The sequence below is a fragment of the Janthinobacterium sp. SUN128 genome (assembly GCF_030587275.1).
Lineage (GTDB): Bacteria > Pseudomonadota > Gammaproteobacteria > Burkholderiales > Burkholderiaceae_D > Janthinobacterium > Janthinobacterium lividum.
On the sequence record NZ_JAPWHY010000010.1, the window covers coordinates 1 to 22121 of the forward strand.

At 60.3% G+C, this 22121-nt stretch carries 15 protein-coding genes; 3 read left to right on the forward strand and 12 right to left on the reverse strand.

Features of this window, described 5'->3' with window-relative positions; all coding sequences use genetic code 11:
* The first annotated feature begins 453 nt into the window (after positions 1-453).
* Positions 454-2442, forward strand: coding sequence for a sigma-54-dependent Fis family transcriptional regulator (locus tag O3297_RS28615; RefSeq protein WP_305051275.1), 1989 nt, complete (start codon positions 454-456; stop codon positions 2440-2442).
* Position 2443: 1 nt separating this feature from the next.
* Here the strand turns inward: O3297_RS28615 and O3297_RS28620 are convergent, their stop codons facing one another.
* The 7 genes from O3297_RS28620 to O3297_RS28650 form a co-directional block, all read right to left on the reverse strand.
* Positions 2444-3454 carry an FAD:protein FMN transferase gene (locus tag O3297_RS28620; protein WP_305051277.1) on the reverse strand — a complete coding sequence of 337 codons (1011 nt, stop codon included), beginning with the start codon at positions 3452-3454 and terminating at the stop codon, positions 2444-2446.
* Positions 3444-5546, reverse strand: a complete 2103-nt coding sequence (locus O3297_RS28625; RefSeq protein ID WP_305051278.1) for a 4Fe-4S binding protein — start codon at positions 5544-5546, stop codon at positions 3444-3446. Before O3297_RS28625 ends, O3297_RS28620 begins: the two co-directional genes overlap by 11 nt.
* A gap of 57 nt (positions 5547-5603) precedes the next feature.
* The gene (locus tag O3297_RS28630) at positions 5604-6764 is read right to left on the reverse strand and encodes a porin (protein WP_305051280.1); all 1161 of its coding nucleotides are present in this window, start codon (positions 6762-6764) and stop codon (positions 5604-5606) included.
* A 287-nt stretch (positions 6765-7051) separates the two neighbouring features.
* Positions 7052-8788 (reverse strand): PQQ-dependent methanol/ethanol family dehydrogenase, encoded by a 1737-nt coding sequence (locus O3297_RS28635; RefSeq protein WP_305051281.1) that lies wholly within the window; start codon positions 8786-8788, stop codon positions 7052-7054.
* A 49-nt stretch (positions 8789-8837) separates the two neighbouring features.
* Complete coding sequence (locus O3297_RS28640) at positions 8838-9227, reverse strand: DUF779 domain-containing protein (RefSeq protein WP_152254662.1); 390 nt, start codon at positions 9225-9227, stop codon at positions 8838-8840.
* A 54-nt stretch (positions 9228-9281) separates the two neighbouring features.
* Positions 9282-10802 (reverse strand): aldehyde dehydrogenase, encoded by a 1521-nt coding sequence (gene adh / locus O3297_RS28645; RefSeq protein WP_034784664.1) that lies wholly within the window; start codon positions 10800-10802, stop codon positions 9282-9284.
* 344 nt (positions 10803-11146) lie between these two features.
* Positions 11147-12103 (reverse strand): beta-propeller fold lactonase family protein, encoded by a 957-nt coding sequence (locus O3297_RS28650; protein ID WP_305051284.1) that lies wholly within the window; start codon positions 12101-12103, stop codon positions 11147-11149.
* A 204-nt stretch (positions 12104-12307) separates the two neighbouring features.
* Between O3297_RS28650 and O3297_RS28655 the strand changes: the two genes are divergently transcribed.
* Complete coding sequence (locus O3297_RS28655; RefSeq protein ID WP_305051286.1) at positions 12308-14461, forward strand: TonB-dependent receptor; 2154 nt, start codon at positions 12308-12310, stop codon at positions 14459-14461.
* 57 nt (positions 14462-14518) lie between these two features.
* Here the strand turns inward: O3297_RS28655 and O3297_RS28660 are convergent, their stop codons facing one another.
* The 5 genes from O3297_RS28660 to O3297_RS28680 all read right to left on the reverse strand — a co-directional run bounded on the left by O3297_RS28660 (position 14519) and on the right by O3297_RS28680 (position 20037).
* Positions 14519-15352 carry an ABC transporter substrate-binding protein gene (locus tag O3297_RS28660; RefSeq protein WP_305051288.1) on the reverse strand — a complete coding sequence of 278 codons (834 nt, stop codon included), beginning with the start codon at positions 15350-15352 and terminating at the stop codon, positions 14519-14521.
* Positions 15353-15377: 25 nt separating this feature from the next.
* Complete coding sequence (gene pedF / locus O3297_RS28665) at positions 15378-15863, reverse strand: cytochrome c-550 PedF (protein ID WP_034784660.1); 486 nt, start codon at positions 15861-15863, stop codon at positions 15378-15380.
* Positions 15864-15993: 130 nt separating this feature from the next.
* Positions 15994-17013 carry an RNA 3'-terminal phosphate cyclase gene (rtcA, locus tag O3297_RS28670; RefSeq protein WP_305051290.1) on the reverse strand — a complete coding sequence of 340 codons (1020 nt, stop codon included), beginning with the start codon at positions 17011-17013 and terminating at the stop codon, positions 15994-15996.
* A gap of 16 nt (positions 17014-17029) precedes the next feature.
* Positions 17030-18265 (reverse strand): RtcB family protein, encoded by a 1236-nt coding sequence (locus O3297_RS28675; protein ID WP_305051292.1) that lies wholly within the window; start codon positions 18263-18265, stop codon positions 17030-17032.
* Positions 18266-18465: 200 nt separating this feature from the next.
* Entirely contained in the window at positions 18466-20037 is a 1572-nt protein-coding gene (locus tag O3297_RS28680; RefSeq protein WP_305051294.1) for an RNA-binding protein, read from the reverse strand.
* Between the two features lie 206 nt (positions 20038-20243).
* On the opposite strand from O3297_RS28680, the gene rtcR reads away from it, so the two are divergent.
* Positions 20244-21851 carry an RNA repair transcriptional activator RtcR gene (rtcR, locus tag O3297_RS28685; protein WP_305051295.1) on the forward strand — a complete coding sequence of 536 codons (1608 nt, stop codon included), beginning with the start codon at positions 20244-20246 and terminating at the stop codon, positions 21849-21851.
* Positions 21852-22121: the final 270 nt, after the last annotated feature.

A 22121-nucleotide genomic window follows, 5' to 3' on the forward strand; every position in this document is an offset into this window, starting at 1 on the left:
CACTTACATCAAATGCCCACACTTATCGACTGTTAATTGTTAAAGAACTGTATTCGGTTACTGCTTTCGCGCTATCGACAAAGCGTTGTGTTTGTCAGCTGCGAAGAAGGAAGAGTATGAAGCATTTTGCTACCTCCGTCAACTCCTTCTTTTTTCTCACTTTACGCTGCATTTGCATGCGTCGTTCAGCGAGGGGGCGAATTATAGCCCTGCCCTGCGCAACCCGCAAGCGCTATTTTTGCGCCAGCTCAAAGGCAATAAGCCTGGCACCGCAATTGCTTATATGAACACATGCACCGACCACCGAGGGGAGCAACTCTGGGCCTGGCAGCAACACGGGGATAGCCCGGTTCGCTTTGCTTTGCTCCCATCTGTGACAGGTGCTACATTATGGAACACTCTCGATATTCAAAAGAGCGCCGCAGTACAGGGCCCAACGGAGGCAACGAGATCATGTATCAACCGTCAGCTACTTACCGTAGCGCACCGTTTTCGTCCATCGCGGACGCGAACATTTTGCCGGCAGGACAGGACAACGTCCCCGTCATCATCGAAACTTCCCATCAGCGTTCAGTCGCCTTTGGCCTGTCGCCCACGGCCACGCCCGACTTTACGCCGGCGGGCAAATCCGACCTGTCCTTGCTGATCGAGCAAAACCGCCTGCTGCATACGCACGCGCTGCCCGCCATGGAAACCCTGTACCAGCAAATCGTCAATACCCACAATATGGTGATCTTGACGGATGCCAACGGCGTCATCGTGCATTCGCTGGGCGACGATGATTTCCTGGAGAAAGCCAACCGCGTCGCCCTGCAGCCGGGCGTGGCATGGTCGGAACAAAGCCGCGGTACGAATGCCATCGGCACGGCCATCACGGAAAAAGTACCGACTTTGGTCCATGCGGACCAGCATTACCTGGCGGCCAATCATTTTCTCACTTGCTCCGCGGCACCGATCACCGACCACCGGGGCAATGTCATCGGCGTACTGGACGTGTCCAGCGACCAGCGCAGTTTTCACAAGCATACGATGGCCCTCGTGCGCATGTCGGCGCTGATGATCGAAAATCAACTGTTTTCCGCCACCTTCGAAGACGCCATCACCGTGCATTTCCACGCGCGCCCCGAATTCATCGGCACCTTGATGGAAGGCATTGCCTCGTTCACGCCCGGTGGACGATTTTTATCGGCCAACAAAAATGGCCTTTTCCAGCTGGGCCTGTCATTTGCCGCGCTGCAATCGCACACGTTCAGCTCCCTGTTCGGCTTGCCCGTGTCTGCCCTGTACGACCATTACCGCACGGCCGCCCCCGGTTTGCTGAACCTGTGCATGCACAGCGGCGTGCGCGTGTATGGTCGCGCGCAGTTGCGCCTGTCCAATAGCGTCTTCCAGCACGGCTTTACTGCCGGCACCGACCATAGCGATATCAACGCCGTGCCGGCACAGGTTCCCGCGTCCGCCAGCCATGCGGCCAACGCGGCGCGGCGCCTGTCCGGCTTGCGCTACCTGCGCACGGGCGATCCGCAGCTGGAACTGGTTATCGAAAAGGTCAACAAGGTGCTGGGGCGCGACATCCCCATCCTCGTCATGGGCGAAACGGGCACCGGCAAGGAATTGCTGGCGCAAGCCATCCACAACGATTCGCCACGGGCCATGGGACCGTTTATCGCCGTCAATTGCGCATCGATTCCGGAAACCCTGATCGAGTCCGAACTGTTCGGCTATGAAGACGGGGCATTTACGGGCGCGCGCAAGAAGGGTGCCATTGGCAAGATATTGCAAGCCAATGGCGGCACCCTGTTCCTCGATGAAATCGGCGACATGCCGTTTGGCTTGCAGGCGCGGCTGTTGCGCGTGTTGCAGGAACGCATGGTCACGCCCCTGGGCAGCAGCAAGTCGATTACCGTCAACGTGGAACTCATTTGCGCCACGAATCATAACTTGCGCGAACGCATGGCCAAGGGTCTGTTTCGCGAAGACTTGTATTACCGCCTGAATGGCCTGGTGGTCAAACTGCCGCCATTGCGCGAGCGCACGGACCTGGACACGGTCGTGAAAAAAATCCTCGCAACGGAAGCGCCCGATACGCGCTACACGGTGGCGCCGGACATTCTGCGCATGTTTCACCAGCATAAATGGCCAGGCAATTTCCGCCAACTGACCAATCTCTTGCGCACGGCCATCGTCATGGCGGGTGACGAACATGAAATCTGTTTGCGCCACATGCCCGATGATTTCCTCGACGATATTGAGATGACGCAAGCGACTGCCGCCAGCGCCAGCACGGACCGCATGATCGCGGCCGGCGCCAACCTGGAAGAAATGGAGCAAAGCGTCATTCTCAAATCGCTCGATGCCCACGGCGGCAACGTCTCGGCCACGGCGCGGGCCCTGGGCATATCGCGTAACACGATCTATCGCAAGGTGCCGCATCTGAAATAAGCTAGAGTAGACGGGAAAAGCCGGGCGACATTGCGCGCCGGCCCCGCTTGTCGATGGTCATCAGGTCGACGCCTTCCATTTGCGCGGCCATCGCATGTGCGCGCGCCGCGCCCGTCACCATGAACGTTGTCGACAAACCATCGGCCAGCAAGCCCGTGGGCGCCAGCACCGTCACGCTGGCCAGTTCGCGTGGCGAGTCGCCGTGCGCGGGGTCGAAGATGTGGTGATGCACGAAGTCGGGCGTGAACGTACATTCGTAATCGCCCGACGTGGCCACGCTGCGCCCCTCCACTTTCAAGGTGGCCGCGAGGATTTCTACATCGCGCGGATCCTGGATGCCCAAGGTCCACGGGCGGCGCAGGGACCGCTGCCCCCGCGCAACGAATTCGCCCGTATCGAGCAGCGCGTGCCGTATGCCGCGCGCCTGCACGGCCGCCAGCGCCATGTCCGCCGCATAACCTTGCGCCAGGCCATTCAAGGTCAGCGCCATGCCAGGCCGGAGAAAACGCACTTCCCGGCTATTCCACGCCAGTTGCCGCCAGCCTATCCGCGCCTGCGCTGCGCGCCGCAATGCTTCCGCAGGCAAGCCGGCCTCGTCTGCTGCCGCGCGAAACAGCTGCCATAAGGGTTGCACGGTGATATCAAACGCCCCATCGCTCCATTGCGACAAGGCTTGCGCCTGCGCCAGCACGGCCAGCAGATGGGCGTCCGGCCGGGCCAGACGGCCGTCACGGTTCAGCTGGAAGACTTGGCTGGCCGGGCTGTAAATGCTCATCAGGCGATCGATATTCCTCGCTGCATGCAAGGCGTCCTCAATGGCCAGTTCGGCCTGGCGCTGATCGTGGTGCAACACGGTAACGGCGATCGTCGTGCCAAACGCCAGTGCGGCGCCTTGATAAGGCCGCACGCCGGACGCCGTGGCCGTGCCGCGCGCCATGCTGCCAGGAAAAGACAAGCCCGCCATGCCGGACACGCTGCCTATCGCTGCGGAAATAAACGTTCTACGCTGCATTGCTGCTCTCCTCTGCCGTGACCCGGACTATGGGGATGATGCGGGCACGCTTGATTTCCAGCATCAAGGGCGCGCATTTTTCATCGCTGGCATAAATCACGACGCAATCCATGCACTGGAAACATTCGCCGTAATCAACTTTCCCGCTAGCCGCGATGGCGTGATGCTCGCAACGGTGGCGGCAAGTCTGGCACGGTGTGCCGCACTCCTTGCGACGGGGAATCCAGTTGAACAGGCGAAACCGCCCCAGCAGCGCCAGTGCCGCGCCAAACGGACACAGGTAGCGGCAAAAGAATTTATAAGAAACACTACCAAGCAACAGCAAACCCAAGGCATACGCGACAAAGGGCCAGGCCCGCACGAAGTTCAGGGTGATGGCCGTTTTAAATGGTTCCAGCTCGACCAGCTTGTCCGTAATCTGGCTGGAAAATACGCTGCTGCCGAGAACGGCCGCCAACAAGCCATACTTGATCCATTTCAAGCGCCCATCCAGGCGCGGCTTGATTTTCCATTGAGGCAAGCGCAGCCACTGGCCCAGCTTGCCCGTGAATTCCTGCAGGGCGCCAAACGGACACAGCCAGCCGCAAAACGTGCCGCGCCCCCAGATCAGCAGGCTGAGCAGCACGAACGCCCACAGGATCACCGTCATCGGATCAAACAGGAAGAAGCCCAGGCTGCGCCCCGCCAGCAGCGCCTGGATGGCGCCCGTGATGTTGACGATCGATAACTGCCCTTGCGCGTAATAGCCGATGAAGCCAATCGTAAACACCAGGAACAGGCGGCGAAACCAGATAAATTGCCGGCCCTCGCGCACCAGGCGTTTCTGCCAGGCCAATGCGCCGGCCAGCAGCGCCAGCCCGGCGAGCAACAGCAGCAACTCAGCCTTGCGCCCCTTCCACGTGCCGCGCCAGCTTGCATCGTCGCCTTGCGGCGCCGTATAAAACTCGGCCGGCAAGCGGTAGCTGACATCGACGTTGCGGGCGATGCGTTCCGGATACACGATGCCCTTGTTGCGCGTGATCGGCATGGTAAAAGCCAGCGGGCTGGCCGCATCGAGTCCCGCCTGGCTGATGATGCGCAAGACGGCGATATTGTCCGTCGGCAGCGGTCCCGCGTCCGACAAGTTTAATTCCAGGTCCAGATCACGCATGTCGATGGGCAAGCCATCCTGCTTCAGCAACAGCCGGTCCGGGACCGTGCCGCGCACGAAATCATCGCCCAGCACGCTGTAGCGTCCGCGCGACATGACGAGGATGGCGTGGTCGCCTTCGTCCAGTCGGTTGCGCAGCTTGTTCCAGCTGCGTTCCGTCAACAGGTTGCGTCCCACCGTGGGCACGGACACGTACGCCAGGTACAGGTCGATGAACACGCCATCGGGCGCACGCGTCGCTTCCGCATCGAGTCCCGCGCCGGGACTGCCGGCAAACAAGGTTTCCACATCCTTATTGCTCAAGCGTACGTGCTGGATCAAGCCCCGCTCGAGCATCTGCTCCACGCTGAGTTTCTCGAATACCTCCATGCGGATGCGGGCAATCTGGTCCGGGTCGCGTCCTTGTGCGAAGCCAAGTTTTTTGCGCGACACTTTCAAGGCCGAGGCCAGCACGCTTTGGTTGATGATGCGCACGGAAGCCGTGGCCTTCGACACGCCATCGATATCGGCGTGCGTGGCATCTGGCGCGCGCTTCTTTTGGGCATCGATGGCAATATTCTGTTTCAGCGACAAGCCCTGGTACTGCTTGACGAACTGAAACAGCGGTGCCTCTCCCAGGCCATCGAGAAACACGGGTTCATGCTGCGACAGCACGGCGACGTCCAAAAAACTCCCTTGCGGATTGATGGCGATCAGCAGATTGACGGGCACGCCGGAAAATCCGGGAATGGGCGCCAGGTCCAGCGATTCAAACACGTAGCCGATCAGCTCGGTGGCCGTGGCGTTTTGCTTGAACAGGGGCCAGACGGGCAAGTCGGTCTCCTTGTCGCCCACGACGATGGGAGCAGGAAAGCGCCGTGCCAGCTCGGCCTTGGTGAGCACGCCCGCCCACGCCTGTCCCAGAATAAACAGGAATAACCAGCATGCTATGAACAACCGCATTGTCCTCATGCACTACGCTCCGTGCGGCGCCTTATCGCAAGGCGCCGCGTTCATTAATTAGAAGAAAATAATGCCGCCCAGGGACACGCCATTCATCTTCGCTTCGCCACCCGTAAAGCCTTTCGAGCGCGTCTGGCCCAGCTCGCCCACCAGGGTGATCGCGCTGTTGAGCGAGTAGTATGCCCCCAAGGTCAAGTTGGCATTCGACTTCAAGCCGCCCGTGCCGACCGTGTTGTCGTCGTTCTTGCTGATACCGTAGGACAAGCCCAGCTTCAGCTTGTCCGTCGTCTTGTACGTGCCTTGCAACAGCCAGTTCTTCGACTTGGTATCGCCCTGGTCCGCATCGGACAAGATGCCCAGCCCCTTGCCGTCCTGGAAGTTGAGCAGCACGCCGGCCGGCCCCATCTGGTAGGAGCCGCCCACTTCCACGCCGCGCATGGTCAGGTCATCGACACCCGGCGTTTTCGAGGTGAACTTTTGCGACTTCACGCCGAGCCAGGCTTTCAATCCTTCCTGCGCATACGTCAGTTGCGCCTGCACTTGCGGGCTCGACTTCGAAGAATAGGTCGAGCCTGCAACAATCGGCGTATCGGAGACGGGGCTGACCAGTGCCACGTCGACGCCAACGCCGCCCGACTTCGGCGTGCTGTACATGATCTGGCCATAGTTGCCCAGATAGGTATAGCCGGCGCCGATATGGCCCAAGGTCACCCTGCCCCGCTGCGTCGCCTGCACGGGTGCGCCCGAGCCCAGCAAGGTCATGTCCGACAAAATCGCATTCGCGCCGAAGATGCCGTAGTCGCGCCCCAGCTTGAATGTGCCCATGTGCTCATTGCCAAACGTAAAGAAGGCCTGGCGCACGTCGACCACGCTATTCTGGCTGATGGCGCTGTCCGTGGCCGTCGAGTTGTAGATGCCGATCAGGGCTTTCACGTCGTACTCGCCCAGCCGCGAGCTTGCCGAGGTGATCAAGCCATTCGGCAGCAAGCCGTTGCCGATGGTCGTGCGGTCCTTTTCTCCGCCGCAACCGAGCGCCTGGCCGCCCAGCGCCAGCCCGCCCACGGCATCGCCCGAACACGACACTTGCGTGTAATAGGCGTTGACGATGCCGCCCACTGACACGGTCCAGTCGCCAGCCTTGATATCGACGGCTTGTGCCTGCCCCACCGCTGCGATTGTCATGACACCCAGGCTCCCCAGCTTGCTCAATGTGTTCATTTGTTCTCCTCTTTCTTCTCTGTTTTTAGTGTGCACACCAGTGATTGATGTACCTCAAGCGTTGGCAATAAGCGTGCCCAGAACGGCTCAGAGGGAGAAAGAGAAAAAGCGTAGTTAACGTGTGCAGCAGCGGATCAATCGCCACTGACAGTGTTCATTTTTTGACCGCAAGCAGGCGTATCGGGCATCCAGGTAAACAAAAAACTGACGGCCTGGGCCGTCAGCAAAAAGAAAACACCCGGCGGACAGGGAGACACCCATCCGTGTGGCCCGGATGCTTCACCCCGTTACTTCGACGCCAGCTTGAAGACCCACACGGAACCGCCCTGTTCCAGGAAGTTGACCTTCTTCGCCACTTCGCCGCCCCACAGAGGCACCGCGCCCCCCCAGCCGGAAACGACGGCCACATATTGCGTGTCGCCATCCTGCCAGGTGACGGGCGGCGCCACGACGCCGGAGCCCGTCTGGAATTTCCACAGCTCCTTGCCCGTCTTCGCATCGACGGCTTTCAGGAAGCCTTCCGGCGTGCCGTAGAACACCAGGTTGCCCGCCGTACTCATCACGCCGCCCCACAGCGGCGCGTTGTTCTTGATTTCCCAGACGATCTTGCCCGTCTTCGGATCGATGGCGCGCATGGCGCCGATGTAGTCGTCAAACAATGGCTTGATGGTGAAACCGGCACCGAGGAATGCGCCGCCCTTCTTGTAGCTGATCGGCTCGTTCCAGATATCCATACCCCATTCGTTCGCCGGCACGTAGAACAGCCTGGTTTGCGGCGAGTACGCCATCGACATCTGGTTTTTGGCACCGAGGAAGGCGGGCGCGGCAAACACCGTCGTGCCCTTCTTGCCTTCCTCTCCCTTGGTGGGGTCGCCAGGGCGGCCGGCGGCGATATAGTTCGGCCGGCCCGTCTTCAGGTCGATGCTGCTGGCCCAGGTGATTTTCTTCACAAATGGAAAGGCGTTCTGCAGCTTGCCGTTGGCCGCATCGATGACATAGAAGAAACCGTTGCGGTCGGCCTTGCCGCCGTAGCGCTTGCCATCCATGTCGAAGGTGACGAACTCGTTGGCGCCGTCGAAGTCCCACGCATCGTTCGGGGTATTCTGATACGCCCACTTGATCTGGCCCGTTTTCACATCCAGCGCCACGGTGGATGATGAGTACAGGTTGTCGCCGGGACGCAAGTGGCTGTTCCACGGCGCCGGGTTGCCGGTGCCAAAATACGCGAGCTTGGTTTGCGGATCGTAGGTGCCGCCCATCCACGTCGAGGCGCCGCCCGTTTTCCACAGGTCGCCCGGCCATGTCTTGTTCACGGTGCCGGACACGCCGTTGTCGATGGCCTTGCCATCCTTGTCGTAGCGGTGGCCCATATGGCCCTCTACCGTCGGACGGCTCCACACGAGGTCACCCGTCATCGGATTGCGCGCTTCCACCCGGCCCACGATGCCGAATTCCCCGCCCGACACGCCCGTCAGCAGCAAGCCTTCGGCGATTAGCGGCGCGGCCGTCATCGAGTAGCCGGCCGCGTAATCGTCGACTTTCTCCTTCCAGACGATCTTGCCCGTGTTCTGGTCCAGCGCCACCAGGTAGGCGTCGAGCGTGCCGAAGATCACCAGGTTGCCGTACAGGGCGGCACCGCGATTGACCACGTCGCAGCAGGGCATGATGCCGTCCGGCAAACGATGCTCATATTTCCACAGCTTGGCGCCCGTTTTCAAGTCGACGGCAAAGATGCGCGAATACGATGCCGTGACGAACATCTTGCCGTTGTGAATCAGCGGCTGCGATTCCTGGCCCCGCTGTTTTTCGCCGCCAAACGAGAACGACCAGGCTGGCACCAGCTTGGCCACGGTCTTGTCATTGATCTGCGTCAACGGCGAATAGCGCTGGCCCTGTGTACCCATGCCAAACGACAGGACGCTGGCCGGATTCTTCGCCGTGCTGTCGAGCATGGCATTGGTGACATTGCCCACGTCGGCCGCCTGGGCCAGCGATGCCAAACCCAAACCGATGAGTATCCCCATGATTTTTTTCTGCACAATCATCTCCCTCTGTTATTAGTATGTGTATGTATCAAGTGCTGCCGTGGTCATGCGGCTGCGTATGCAGCAAGGCGCACTCTTCATCGGTGAACAGGCGCGAGCGCGTCAGGAAGCGCTTGCCGGTGCCGTTGTCGAGTGAAAACATGCCGCCATTGCCATCGACCACATCGATAATCAACTGGGTATGCTCCCAGTACTCGAATTGCTCGAGTCCCATGTAGAACGGTGTGCCATTCAAATTGCCGAGATAAATGTCGGTGTCGCTGACATCGAACTCGCCCAGCGCATAGCACATGGGCGCGCTGCCGTCGCAGCATCCGCCCGACTGGAAAAACATCAGCGGGCCGTGACGCTGGCGCAACTTGTCCATCATTTCCAGCGCCGCATCGGTGGCGACCACCCGGGCAATTGCTGCACTCATGGCATCCCTTTCTGCGCGCCGCGTCTGGCTTAGGGCGCGGCGCCTGTTGCCAATTTAGAAGAAGCCCAGCGCTTTCGGGCTATAGCTCACCAGCAAGTTCTTCGTTTGCTGGTAGTGATCGAGCATCATCTTGTGGTTTTCGCGGCCGATACCCGATTGCTTGTAGCCGCCGAACGCCGCGTGGGCTGGATACAGGTGGTAGCAATTGGTCCACACGCGGCCCGCCTGGATGGCGCGGCCCATGCGGAAGGCGCGCGAACCGTCACGCGTCCACAAGCCGGCGCCCAGGCCATACAAGGTGTCGTTGGCGATCGCCAGCGCGTCAGCCTCATCCTTGAAGGTGGTCACGGACACGACGGGTCCGAAGATCTCTTCCTGGAAGATGCGCATCTTGTTATGGCCCTTGAACACGGTCGGACGCACGTAGTAGCCGCCTTCCAGGTCGCCCGCCTGCTTGCTGCGCTCGCCGCCGGCCAGCACTTCCGCGCCTTCCTGGCGGCCGATGTCGAGGTAGGACAGGATTTTTTCCAGCTGCTCCTGCGAAGCCTGCGCGCCGATCATGGTGGACGAGTCGAGCGGATTGCCCTGCTTGATGGCGGCCACGCGCTTCAAGGCCCGTTCGATGAATTTCTCGTAGATCGATTCCTGGATCAGCACGCGCGATGGGCAGGTGCACACTTCGCCTTGATTCAGCGCAAACATCGCAAAACCTTCCAGGCACTTGTCGAAATACTCATCATCGGCATCCATCACGTCTTCAAAGAAGATGTTCGGCGACTTGCCGCCCAGCTCCAGGGTGACGGGAATCAGGTTTTGCGCCGCATAGCCCATGATCAGACGGCCCGTGCCCGTTTCGCCCGTAAAGGCGATCTTGGCGATGCGCTTGCTCGAGGCCAGCGGCTTGCCCGCTTCCAGGCCGAAACCATTGATGATGTTCAGCACGCCAGGCGGCAGCAGGTCGCCGATCAGCTCGATCAACACCATGATGGAAGCCGGGGTCTGCTCGGCCGGTTTGAGCACCACGCAATTGCCGGCGGCCAGGGCTGGCGCCAGTTTCCACACGGCCATCAGAATCGGGAAATTCCACGGAATGATCTGCCCCACGACGCCCAGCGGCTCATGGTAGTGGTAGGCATAGGTTTCCGCATCGATTTGCGCGACGGAACCTTCCTGCGCGCGGATGCAACCGGCGAAGTAACGGAAATGGTCGATGGCCAGTGGAATGTCTGCATTCATCGTTTCGCGGATCGGCTTGCCGTTGTCGATGGTTTCCGCCGTGGCGATCAGGCTCAGGTTCTGTTCGATGCGGTCGGCGATGCGGTTCAAAATATTGGCGCGCTCGGCAGGCGAAGTCTTGCCCCAGGCATCCTTGGCGGCGTGCGCGGCATCCAGCGCCAGCTCGACGTCTTCCGTCGTGGAACGGGCGATTTCGCAAAACGGCAAGCCCGTGATCGGCGTAATGTTAGGAAAGTATTCACCTTTTACTGGTGCAACGAATTTGCCGCCGATGTAATTGTCATAGCGTTGTTTGAAGGGATTGGCTACGCCCAGTTTGCTGATGTCTGCGAGATTCATGTCGTCCTCTATCGGGTTAATTAGAATGGAATTACTTAATTAAAATCAAACGTCCTGGTACAGATGGGGTGAGTACACGGAGTCTTCCGCAAATGCCGTGCCAGCTCGCCATCCCACTACAAACTTAGCCGGTTTTATCCCTGTTACAAGGGCGCGGCATCAAACCCGGCACGTTTTTCAGCGCAGGCCACCTGCTTGGGTGGGGACGTGGGCCTGTTTGCATTTTGAACAAGGTGAAGACGTCCTGTTCCAATCCGGGCCAGCCCTGCGGAATCTCCCCTGCGCCGCTGCACAATGGAACAGGTGTACCAGACTGGAACACCTGCGCCTGTGCCACCAAGGAATCAACGAATCACCACGCCCCATGGCAATTCGCCTACAGCAATGTCGGCCACCTTGCGCGCGCTGGCCGTGTCGATGACGGATACACTGTTCGAACGGCCATTGGCCACGTACAGCTTGGCGCCGTCGGGCGTGATGGCCATGTTCCACGGGCGCTTGCCGACGTCAATCGTGGCCGTCACTTGATTGCTGGCCGTGTCGATCACCATCACCGTGCCGTCCGTGCCATTCGAGACATACACCTGCTTGCCGTTGGGATGGACCACGATGCCATTCGCATTCTTGCCCGCTGGAATGGTGGCAATCGCCTTGCGCGCGACCATGTCGATCACGTAGACGGCATTGACCAGTTCGCACGCCACATAGGCGCGGCCCGAGTCCGGACTGAAACCGATGCCGCGCGGACGCAGTCCCACGGCGATGGAAGCGACCTGGCGGCGTTGCGCCACATCAATGACATCGACTTGCTCCGCCTCTTCCGCGCTGACCAGCAGCCAGCGTCCATCCGGGCTGAAGACGGCATGTTCCGGATTGCGTCCCTGCACTTTGATATCGGCGAGCAAAGTAGCTGTCTGACCATCGAGCAAGGCCACGCTATTGTTTTCCTCGACGGCCACTGCCACGTAATGACCGTCCCGGGAAGCGCTGACACCTTCGGGCGACTTGCCCAGCGCCACCGTACGCACGGGCGCGCCGCCCGCGTTATCGATCAGCAACAAGGCACTGCTGGCGGCATCCGTGACAAACAATTGCCGTCCGGTGGGGTCGGCGGCGATGCCGCGCGGCCGCTTGCCTGCGGCGATCTGACGCACTACCTGGTCGGTCGCCGTGTCGATCACGCTCAAGGTGCCCGATTTTTCATTGGGGACATAGGCAAAGGGAGCTGCCTGGAGGGCGGTGCTGGCGAGCGCCGGCAATAGCCAGCAAACCTGGCGCAAGCACGAGAAGAAGTTGGGCATAATCACCTTTTCAATGGCAAAACACAGGAAAAGCGCGCGGTAGCGGCGCATCTGCCCATTGCTGTATGCAAACGCCGTGCCACTGACACGGGTATAATTTCAGCCCACCAATGGAGACATGGCAGGCATATTGCTTGATAAGACTATGCAGACCTGTACCGCGCACGCGATCAAGCAGGCTTTTATTCACATTGGAGAATCCGCATGCAGCACCGTTTCCGCCTGAACACCATCGCCAGCCTGTTTGTCGCCGGCAGCGCCACCCTCGCCCCCCACGTCTTTGCCGCCGAGGCAGCTAGCCTGGCCGCCGGACAACTGATGGATACGGTGGTCATCAGCGGCAGCCGCATCGCCCACCCCAGCCAGGAAGTGCCGGCCTCGATCGACGTGGTCGACAGCGCCCGCATCCAGGATGGCCAAATCCGCGTCAACGCGTCGGAAGCGCTGGCCGCCGTGCCGGGCCTGGTCGTGCAAAACCGCCAGAACTATGCGCAAGACTTGCAGATCTCGTCGCGCGGCTTCGGCGCACGCTCGGCCTTTGGTGTGCGCGGCGTCAAGCTGATCAGTGATGGCATTCCCGCCAGCATGCCCGACGGCCAGGGCCAGGCCGCCACCTTCAACCTCGATACGGCCGAGCGCATCGAAGTGCTGCGCGGACCGTTTTCTGCCATCTACGGCAACCATTCGGGCGGCGTGATCCAGCTGTTTTCCAGGGATGGACAAAATCCCCCTTCCGTCGAACTGAATGTGACGGGCGGCAGCTACGGCACCAGCAAGGTCGATCTCTCGGCGCAAGGCCAGGCAGGCGGCATCGGCTACGTGCTCGACGGCTCGCGCTTCCGCACGGACGGTTTCCGCGACCATAGCGCCGCCACGCGCGAACAGGCGTTCGGCAAGATCACCGTCAAGCCGACGAAGGACAGCAAGCTGACCATCGTCGCCAACAGCCTGCATCAAGGCAATACGCAAGATCCGCTGGGCGCTACCTGGGCCACGTTTGCCGCCGACCCGCGCGCCGGTGAGCTCGACGCGACGGATACGCAAAACCCGAAACGCACGCTGGCCGAACGCTACAACACCCGCAAGAGCATCGACCACCAGCAAATCGGCGCCACCTATGAACAGTCGTTCGGCGATGACCGCCTGCACGTGATGGTGTATGGCGGCAACCGCGACGTGATCCAGTACCAGGCGTTTAATAAAGCATTCCAAAATACCAAAGTGGACGGTCTACTTAAGCATTCGGGCGGCGTGGTCGACTTCCAGCGCCAGTTCTATGGCATCGACACCAACTGGCTGCACGTGAACCAGTTGGCCGGCGGCAAGCTGAGCACCACCATCGGCATCGATTACGGCCGCTCCAGCGATGACCGTACCGGCTACGAAAACTTCATCGGCAATAGCTTTGGCGTAAAGGGCAAGCTGCGCCGCGACGAGCAGAATGTCGTCTCCAGCCTCGATCCCTATATCCAGGCGGAATGGCAAGGCGGCCCGTGGCTGCTCAGCGCAGGCGTACGCTACAGCAAGATGAAAGTGGCGGTCGACGACCATTTCCTCAGCAACGGCAACGATAGCGGCAGCCTGGAGTTCAGCCACACGACACCGGTGCTGGGCCTGCTGTACAAGCTGACGCCGAACGTCAACGTGTATGCCAGCGCCGCGCGCGGCTTCGAAGCGCCTACCTTGAATGAACTGTTTTACTCGGGTACGGGCGGCGGCTTCAATTTCAACTTGAAACCAGCGACCAGCACCAACCTGGAAGCTGGTATCAAAGCCAGGATCAATAACAATACGCACGTCAACGCGGCCGTGTTCCAGATCAAGACCAACGACGAACTGGTGGTCGACAAGTCCAGCGGCGGACGCACCAGCTACCGCAATGCGGGTAAAACCTTGCGCCAGGGTATGGAAGTGTCGCTGGACTCGAACCTGCCGTATGGCTTCACGACCAAAGTGGCACTGACCAGCCTGCGCGCCGTGTATGACCAGGCGTTTGGCAACGTGCGCGAAGGCAGCCGCTTGCCGGGCGTGCCCAGCGCCAACCTGTTTGCGGAACTGGCCTGGAAAGACACGCTCGACCGTTTTGGCGCGGCGCTGGAAAGCGTGGCCAGCAACCAGGTCTACGCGGAAGACAGCAACAGCGAAAAGCCGGCGCCCGGCTATACGGTGTTCAATGCGCGCTTCAACGCCAAACAAAACGTGGGCAATTGGCGCTTCAAGGAATTTGCCCGCCTGAACAATCTTTTCGACAAGACCTACGTGGGCTCCGTCATCGTCGGCGACAGCAACAAGCGCTACTATGAAGCGGCGCCGGGACGTAACTGGTTGCTGGGCGTCAGCGCCCAATATAGTTTCTAAAAATAAAAAGCCCGCGCATCGATCGATGCACGGGCTTTTCAACTCAAGCACGCTACGTCAGGGCCGCGCTTCCTTGACGCCATATTTTTCAAAGATGGCTTTCAATTCACCGCTGGCCGCCATCTCGTTCATGGCCGCCTGCAGCAACTTGCCCACGTCGAGCTGCTGGCGGCTGACGGCCAGGCCCACGGCCCAGCCGGCACGCGGCAGGCGGGCGAACGCCACTTCGCTCAAGGGGAAAGCGGGATCGCTTTTCAGCACCGATTCGATCTCCGAACGGTTGGCCAGCACGGCATCGAGCTGTCCTGCCTGTAATTGCTGCAAGGCTTCGGCCGCCGTGTCGAAGATGCGCACGTCGTCGCGGTACTTGCCATTGTCTTCACCCAGCATCAGCATGGCCGCGATCGATACCTTTTCCACGCCGATGCGCTTGCCGGCCAGCGAAGCGACGCCATCGAATTGCGGCACGGCTTGCGCGCTGCGCGCCAGGCGCACGGTTTCCACGTAATACGGCGCGAAGATCTCGACCTTGTCGTTATCCGCCATCAACTTCTTGTCGACCGGCACATGCAGCATCACATCGGCGGGACCATAACCAAGGTAATGCCCCTTCCACACCATATTGCGCAAATCATCGTTGAGGTTTTCGCCGGCGGGAAATGGCAGCAAGCTCAGTTTCAAACCCAGCTTTTTCGCCAGCGCTTCGGCAATATCGATATCGATGCCCGCGCCCTTGTCGGAAAACGGCGCGAACTCGTTATACACAGCCACTTTCAGGCTGCCCGACTGCTGCACTTTTTGCCAGTCGGCACGCGCCGGCGCGGCTGCGCACAGCGCCAGGCAGGCGAGCGAGATCATCGCGCGCGCGCCCCGGAATTGAAATGAACGCATGGGACTCCTTTGTGATCAGTTCGACTTAATTCGACTCGCGGCGGGTTTCCAGGTAAGTCTTGATGGCCCACATGGCTTCCTGGTTGAACACGCCTTCGAACGGCGGCATGTACACAGCGCCATTACGCACTTTACCGTGGCGTATGGTGGCCAGGTAGTAATTATCCGTTTCCTTGTAGCAAGCCTGTTTCTTTGTCTCATTCTTGATACCGAAGCAATCGCGGTCCAGCTGGCGCAAGTCCGGCGCGATGCCGCCCGAGATGGCTTCGATGCCGTGGCACCGGGCGCAATTCTGGTTGTAGGCCGAGGTGCCCACCGTCAAGGCCAGCTTGTTGCCACGATACGGGTTTTGCTCAAGCCACTTATCGCCTACCTTGGGCAAGCCCGTGGTATCGACGCCTTGCGGCGTGACATTGCCGTGCGCATAGGCATGCGGCAAGGTCAGCAGGGAAGTGAGGGCAACGGCGCCGGCCGCCGCCACGCCGAGCAGGGTACGAATGGAATAGGTCATGCTGGTCTCCTTGGTTTTTTAGTCAATACCAAAGAAGAGCAAATGCCATGCCATGCGTCTATGCCCCACATCCGGCCGCCCATGTATCAATTTGGAACAGCTGCAACAGCCAGTTGTGTCAGCGCGCGCGTCAGGCGGCGGCCACCGTGCAGATGCTGCTCCGCTCCTGCTGCTCGAAAGTAATACGCACGGGCAAAAACCGGGCAATCACCTCCGCATTCGTCAGCGCATGCTGCGATACCTTGTTGCAGCTGAAGGTACCGCCGCCGGCCAGCGCCATGGGCAGCAAGAGCTGGTCGGCCAGGTGCTCGCCGACGGCCGCGTCCGTCTTGAGATAGGCGCGTACCTCGTTCAACAGGCGCTTGGCCACGGACTCGGCCAGCAAGGACTTTTCACCGAACGACGTAAACACTTCCGTGACATGCTCATGCTCCAGGGTCAGCAGCAGGACATTGCCCGGTCCCTGCTCCGACGGCAAGCCGACGATGCGCAGCTGCTTGCCGCTCCAGCCCATGCCGCCGGCGACACGCTCGAGCTCGCGCTCGGCCACCCGCACGTGCACGCCCGCCACCACGCTTTCCGCATACCCCGCCTTCCGTTCACCGCGCTGCAGCAATGCGATGGGGCGCAAGCGCTGGCACGGTTGCACGGTGGCCATCACCTCGCCGCCGCCCGCAGGATGAAAACCATAGCGTTGCAGCGAAATATCCACCTCGGCCCCCATCTGTTCCAGGACACGGCCATACGCGCGCTGCAGGAAATGCACGGGCGGTGCCATGGCATTGTGCGTGCCGCCAGTGATGCGCACGGTGGATGGCCCATCCGCATGCAGCAGGGCCGGCAGCAAGGTTTGCAGCACCAGGGTACAGCTGCCCGCGCTGCCGATGGCAAAGCGGTAGTCGCCGCCGCGCAGGGGGCCGGGCACGAATTCCAGGCTCGACGCGCGCAGCGCCACCGGCGTCGTGCGCGCCCCGCAAATGGCTGTTGCCGCCTGCACAGCCAGCAAATGCTGGCGCAGCAAGCCGGGCTTTTCCCGCCCCGCGCGAATATTAATCAGCCGAAACGGTTGCCCCGTGATCATCGACAAGCTCAGCGCCGAACGTAAAATCTGTCCGCCGCCTTCGCCTTGCGCTCCATCTATTTCTATCATCTCTGTTTTCTCTCTATTATCCTTTGACGCAGACGACCTGCTTCAAGATATGCACGACATCGACCAGCTCGCGCTGCGCCAGCATCACCGCATCGATATCCTTGTAAGCCATCGGGATTTCATCGATCACGTTTTCATCCTTGCGGCATTCCACGCCTTGCGTGGCGCGGATCTGGTCATCCAGGTTGAAGCGCCGCTTCGCTTCCGTACGGCTCATCGTGCGTCCCGCGCCGTGGCTGCAGCTATGGAAACTCTCCGCATTGCCCTTGCCGCGCACGATAAAGCTCTTCGCGCCCATGGAGCCGGGAATGATCCCCAGTTCGCCAGCACGGGCCGACACGGCGCCCTTGCGCGTGATCAGCACATCCTTGCCGAAGTGGTGCTCCTTCTGCACATAGTTATGGTGGCAGTTGACGGCTTCCACGTGCGTCTGGAACGGTTTATGGATGACCGTGCGCACGGCGGCGATCAGATTCTGCATCATCACTTCGCGGTTGTTGCGGGCGAAACGCTGGGCCCAGCCCACCGCTTCCACGTAATCGTCGTAATGCTGCGTTCCCTCGGCCAGGTAAGCCAAATCCTGGTCGGGCAGGTTGATGAAGTGGGTACGCATATCCTGCTTGGCCAGTTCGATGAAATGGCTGCCGATGGCATTACCCACGCCGCGCGAACCGGAATGCAGCATGAACCATACGGAACCCTGTTCATCGAGACAAACCTCGACGAAGTGGTTACCGCTGCCCAAAGTCCCCAGGTGGCGATAATTGTTCGTATTTTTCAGCTTCGGCGTTTTCAGGCAGATGGCATCGAATTCGTCTTTCAGCTGCAGCCACGCGGCATCGACCACCGAGGGCGGCGTATGCCAGGAACCCTCGTCGCGGCCGCGGTGTCCGCGCGTCTTTGGCGACATCCCGTGTGGAATGGCGCGTTCAATGGCGCTGCGCAGCGCCCCCAGATTATCGGGCAAATCATTCGCCGTCAGCGTGGTTTTCGCCGCCATCATGCCGCAACCGATATCCACGCCCACCGCAGCAGGAATCACGGCGCCCAGGGTGGGAATCACGCTGCCGATGGTCGACCCTTTACCCAGGTGGACGTCCGGCATGACGGCGATGTGCTTGTAAATAAACGGCAGGGTCGCCGTGTTGCGTAATTGCTTTTTGGCCGCTTCTTCGACGGGCACGCCACGTGTCCACATTTTGACGGGTCGGCTGCCTTCGGTATGCAGGACTTCGTATTCTTCTTTTTTCATCGCTTCTCTCATTTTCTATTGTAATCAGTACGACAACCCGACAAGGAGGGACAGGATTTTCTGGCGGCGTACTGCGCACGCCAGGCCGGTTTGACGCGGCTGATCGATGTAATCCTGTCTGCATTCGGGGCACTGCGGCGCATGACAAGTCTGGACAGGACGTCTCTTATGTAGTCTTGTCCGCATTCATGCGCTTTACTTCAACAACCGGTTGCCGCGATATCGATGGCGGCGATTTCTCCCACCCAGTGGGCGGGGTCCAGCTGGCCGGCGGCAAAGGCGGCGATGATCTTGAAGACGTCATCGGAAAAACCGCCGATATTCAGGATATCCTCGCTCTCCATCGCCTGCGTCGTGGCATGCGGCGCAATATCGATGCACACCAGTTTCGCCTGCGGATTGCGCTGCTTGAACACCTTCCATTGTCCCATCGTCGCCGTGGCGCCGCTGCGTCTGGCGTCGATCCACGATTCGTTATCGGACACATAAATCACCAGGTCGGCCAGCTCCTTCTTGCTGTTCATGCGCATCAGCGGTGCGCTGCAATTGGTGCCGCCGCCACCGATGGCCGCCAGCCTGGCCGCGTTGCTCATCACGCTGTCATCCGCAGCCAGCCCGCACTGGACGACGCTGTGCTCGAACGGCAGCAGCATCGCATCCGGATTCTTGCGCAGCATGGCCGCCGCCACCAGCGCCGCCACATCGATGCAGCGCACGCTCGAAGTGGCGCTGCCGCGAAAACCGCTGACGGGCGACGACATCGAGCCAGAGACGTCGGGGCACACCACCACCCTGCCAGCGATCCGCGGCACGTTCGCCAGCGCTATTTCCAGCGCCGCTTCCAGCGCATCGCGCACGATGGCCGGCACACTCTCACCGGCCGCCAGGTACGCGGACAGCAGCTGGTACGGAAACACCCGTGCCCGGCCAATCGCCTCGGGATCGCGCAGCTTGGCCGCGATCAATTCCGGCATGCCGGCTATCGCATACACGCCGTGACGCCCAAAGGTGTTCAGATTCATGCGCACCATCTGCCAGCTGCCCTGGCAGGCGATCTGCGCCCAATCCTGCGCGCTCAAGGACAGCGCCGTCAGCATCTGGAACGGTACGTCCGGTATCGCTTGCGAAGGATCCGCCTTGTAGGCCTCGAACGCGGCCAGCGCCGGCGGCAGCGCCCTGGCATCGTAGGGCTTGCCGATTAGCCAGGCAAAGAATGCCTCCCGCCACGCTTCCTGCGGTTTCGGATGCACCATCTTCACCACGTCGGCCAGCGAAGGCGCATTGCCCACGGCGGCGGCCAGCAAGGCCTGTTCCGAAGCGGTGTTCAGCCATGCCTGCACGAGCTTTTTCGGAAGCGATCCCAGCGACTTGCGTCCCACGGCGCCGGAGCGCATGATCTGCACAAAGTTGCGCAGCATCTTGCCGTTGTTGATGACACGCCGGAATGCCGGTGCGAATTGCGCAGCGCCCTGCCCCGCCAGCACGGCCACCAGCAAGGCCGGCATGTCTTTCATGTAGCCCCGTTCGCGGCAGTACACGGCCGTCTGCGCAATGAAGGCGGGGTCGACCGCCTGGCACAGCTCGAGTACTGTTGCCAGCTGCGCTTCGGCGCTGGCATAAAACGTCGTGTTCAGGCAGCCGGTGGCCGCGTATTGCGCCAGCTGATGCCGGGGCGTCAGCGCATAGGCTGGCGCGCCTTCGGCATTGCGCGCCAAGGCCGCTGGCAAGGTTCCTGTCTGTTGCGCGCTCTGGAATAACTGGGCGTTGGCCATTTTTCGTCCCTCTCTGCTCTCTACGTTTATCTCGTTGGTATCTCCTCTATTGCAAGCGCTGTGCCAGCTTTCAATAATTCCTCAAAAATTTTCATAACCAATTGATTTCATTAAGTAATATTTCCACGCAAGCTGTGCACTGAAAATATCCCTGTCATGGCGATTTGGAATACAATTATCTTTTCAGATAAATTTTTATCTCAACTATGCAAGCAAAACGCACCGTCGTTATCGGTTTTCTCGGCACGCAGCTCGACAACGGCAGGGGAGCGGCACGCTGGGAAAAATGGCGTCCCAGCATCGCCCTGACCCAGCATGAGGACAAGATTATCGACCGCTTCGAGTTGCTGTACGCGGGCAGCCAGTTCGATAACCTGGTACGCCAGGTATCGCAGGATATCGCCAGCGTCTCGCCTGAAACCAGGCTGGTCGCCCACGAACTGCCCATCAGCGATGCCTGGGACTTCGAGAATGTGTATGGCGCGCTCTATGATTTTGCCAACAGCTACCCCTTCGATCCGGACAAGGAAGACTATTGGATCCACATCACCACCGGCAGCCACGTGGTGCAGATCTGCATGTTCCTGATGACGGAAGCGCGCTATTTCCCCGGCCGCCTCGTGCAAACGTCGCCGCCAAAGCGCCAGGGCGCCGGCAATCCCGGCAGCTACGCGCTGATCGACCTCGATCTGTCGCGCTACGACCAGATCGCCCAGCGTTTTACGCGCGAACAGGCCGAAGGCGTGGCCTTCCTGAAGTCCGGCATCGCCACGCGCAATGCCAAGTTCAACGGCATGATCGATGAAATCGAGCGCGTCGCCATCAAGTCAAAAGCCCCCATGCTGTTGATGGGGCCGACCGGTGCCGGCAAATCCGTCCTCGCGCGCCGCGTGTATGAACTGAAAAAATCGCGCCATCAGATCGATGGCAAGTTCATCGACCTCAATTGCGCCACCCTGCATGGCGATGGCGCAGCCTCCACCTTGTTCGGGCATATCAAGGGTTCCTTCACGGGGGCGGGCTCGGACCGACCAGGCTTGCTGCGCAGTGCACACAGGGGCTTGCTGTTTCTCGATGAAATCGGTGAACTGGGGCTCGACGAACAGGCGATGCTGCTGAAAGCCATCGAAGAAAAGCGCTTTTTCCCCGTCGGTGCCGATACGGAGGTGCAGAGCGACTTCCAGCTGATCGCCGGCACCAACCGAGATTTGGGCATAGAAGTGGCGGCCGGCCGCTTCCGCGAAGACCTGTATGCGCGCATCAATCTGTGGACATACGAATTGCCGGGCCTGGCGCAGCGCCCGGAAGATATCGAGCCGAACCTGGAATACCTACTGACGCAATACAGCGCGGAGACGGGCGAACGAGTGCGCTTCAACAAGGAGGCACACGAGCGTTTCATGCGTTTCGCCACCCTGCCCAGCTCGGCATGGAAGGGTAATTTCCGCGACCTGTCCGCCGCTGTCACGCGCCTGGCCACCCTGTCGGAAGCGGGACGCATCACGGATGGCGTGGTCGACGAGGAAATCCGGCGCTTGAAGCGCATGTGGCAGCATCATGACAAGCCCGCCGCCAGCACGGAAATCGACCTGGCCGATATTATGGGAAGCGAGGCAGCCGCGCAGCTCGACCTGTTTGATGTCCTGCAGCTGAGGTCGGTAATTCAGGTATGCCAGCAATCGAACAGTTTGTCCGATGCGGGTCGCAAGCTATATGCCGTATCGCGTGATGCGAAGGCCAAGCCAAATGACGCTGACAGGTTGAAAAAGTATCTGACGAAGTTTGGCTTGAGCTGGGAAGAAGTGAGTCGATAAAACGCCGCACCCGAACCGCCGGGGTCAGACCCTCCACACCGCCAACGCCAGATTCGACGCCAACGCGGGAGGGGGTCTGACCCCAGCCTTCGTTTGGGGTTCGCCATCACAAACCGCCAGACGAAAAAAAACCCGCCAATTGCTTGACGGGTTTTTCTCTACTGCGAATAACAAGCCTGACGATAACCTACTTTCACACTGGTTGCAGCACTATCATCGGCGCAAAGTTGTTTCACGGTCCTGTTCGGGATGGGAAGGGGTGGGACCAAC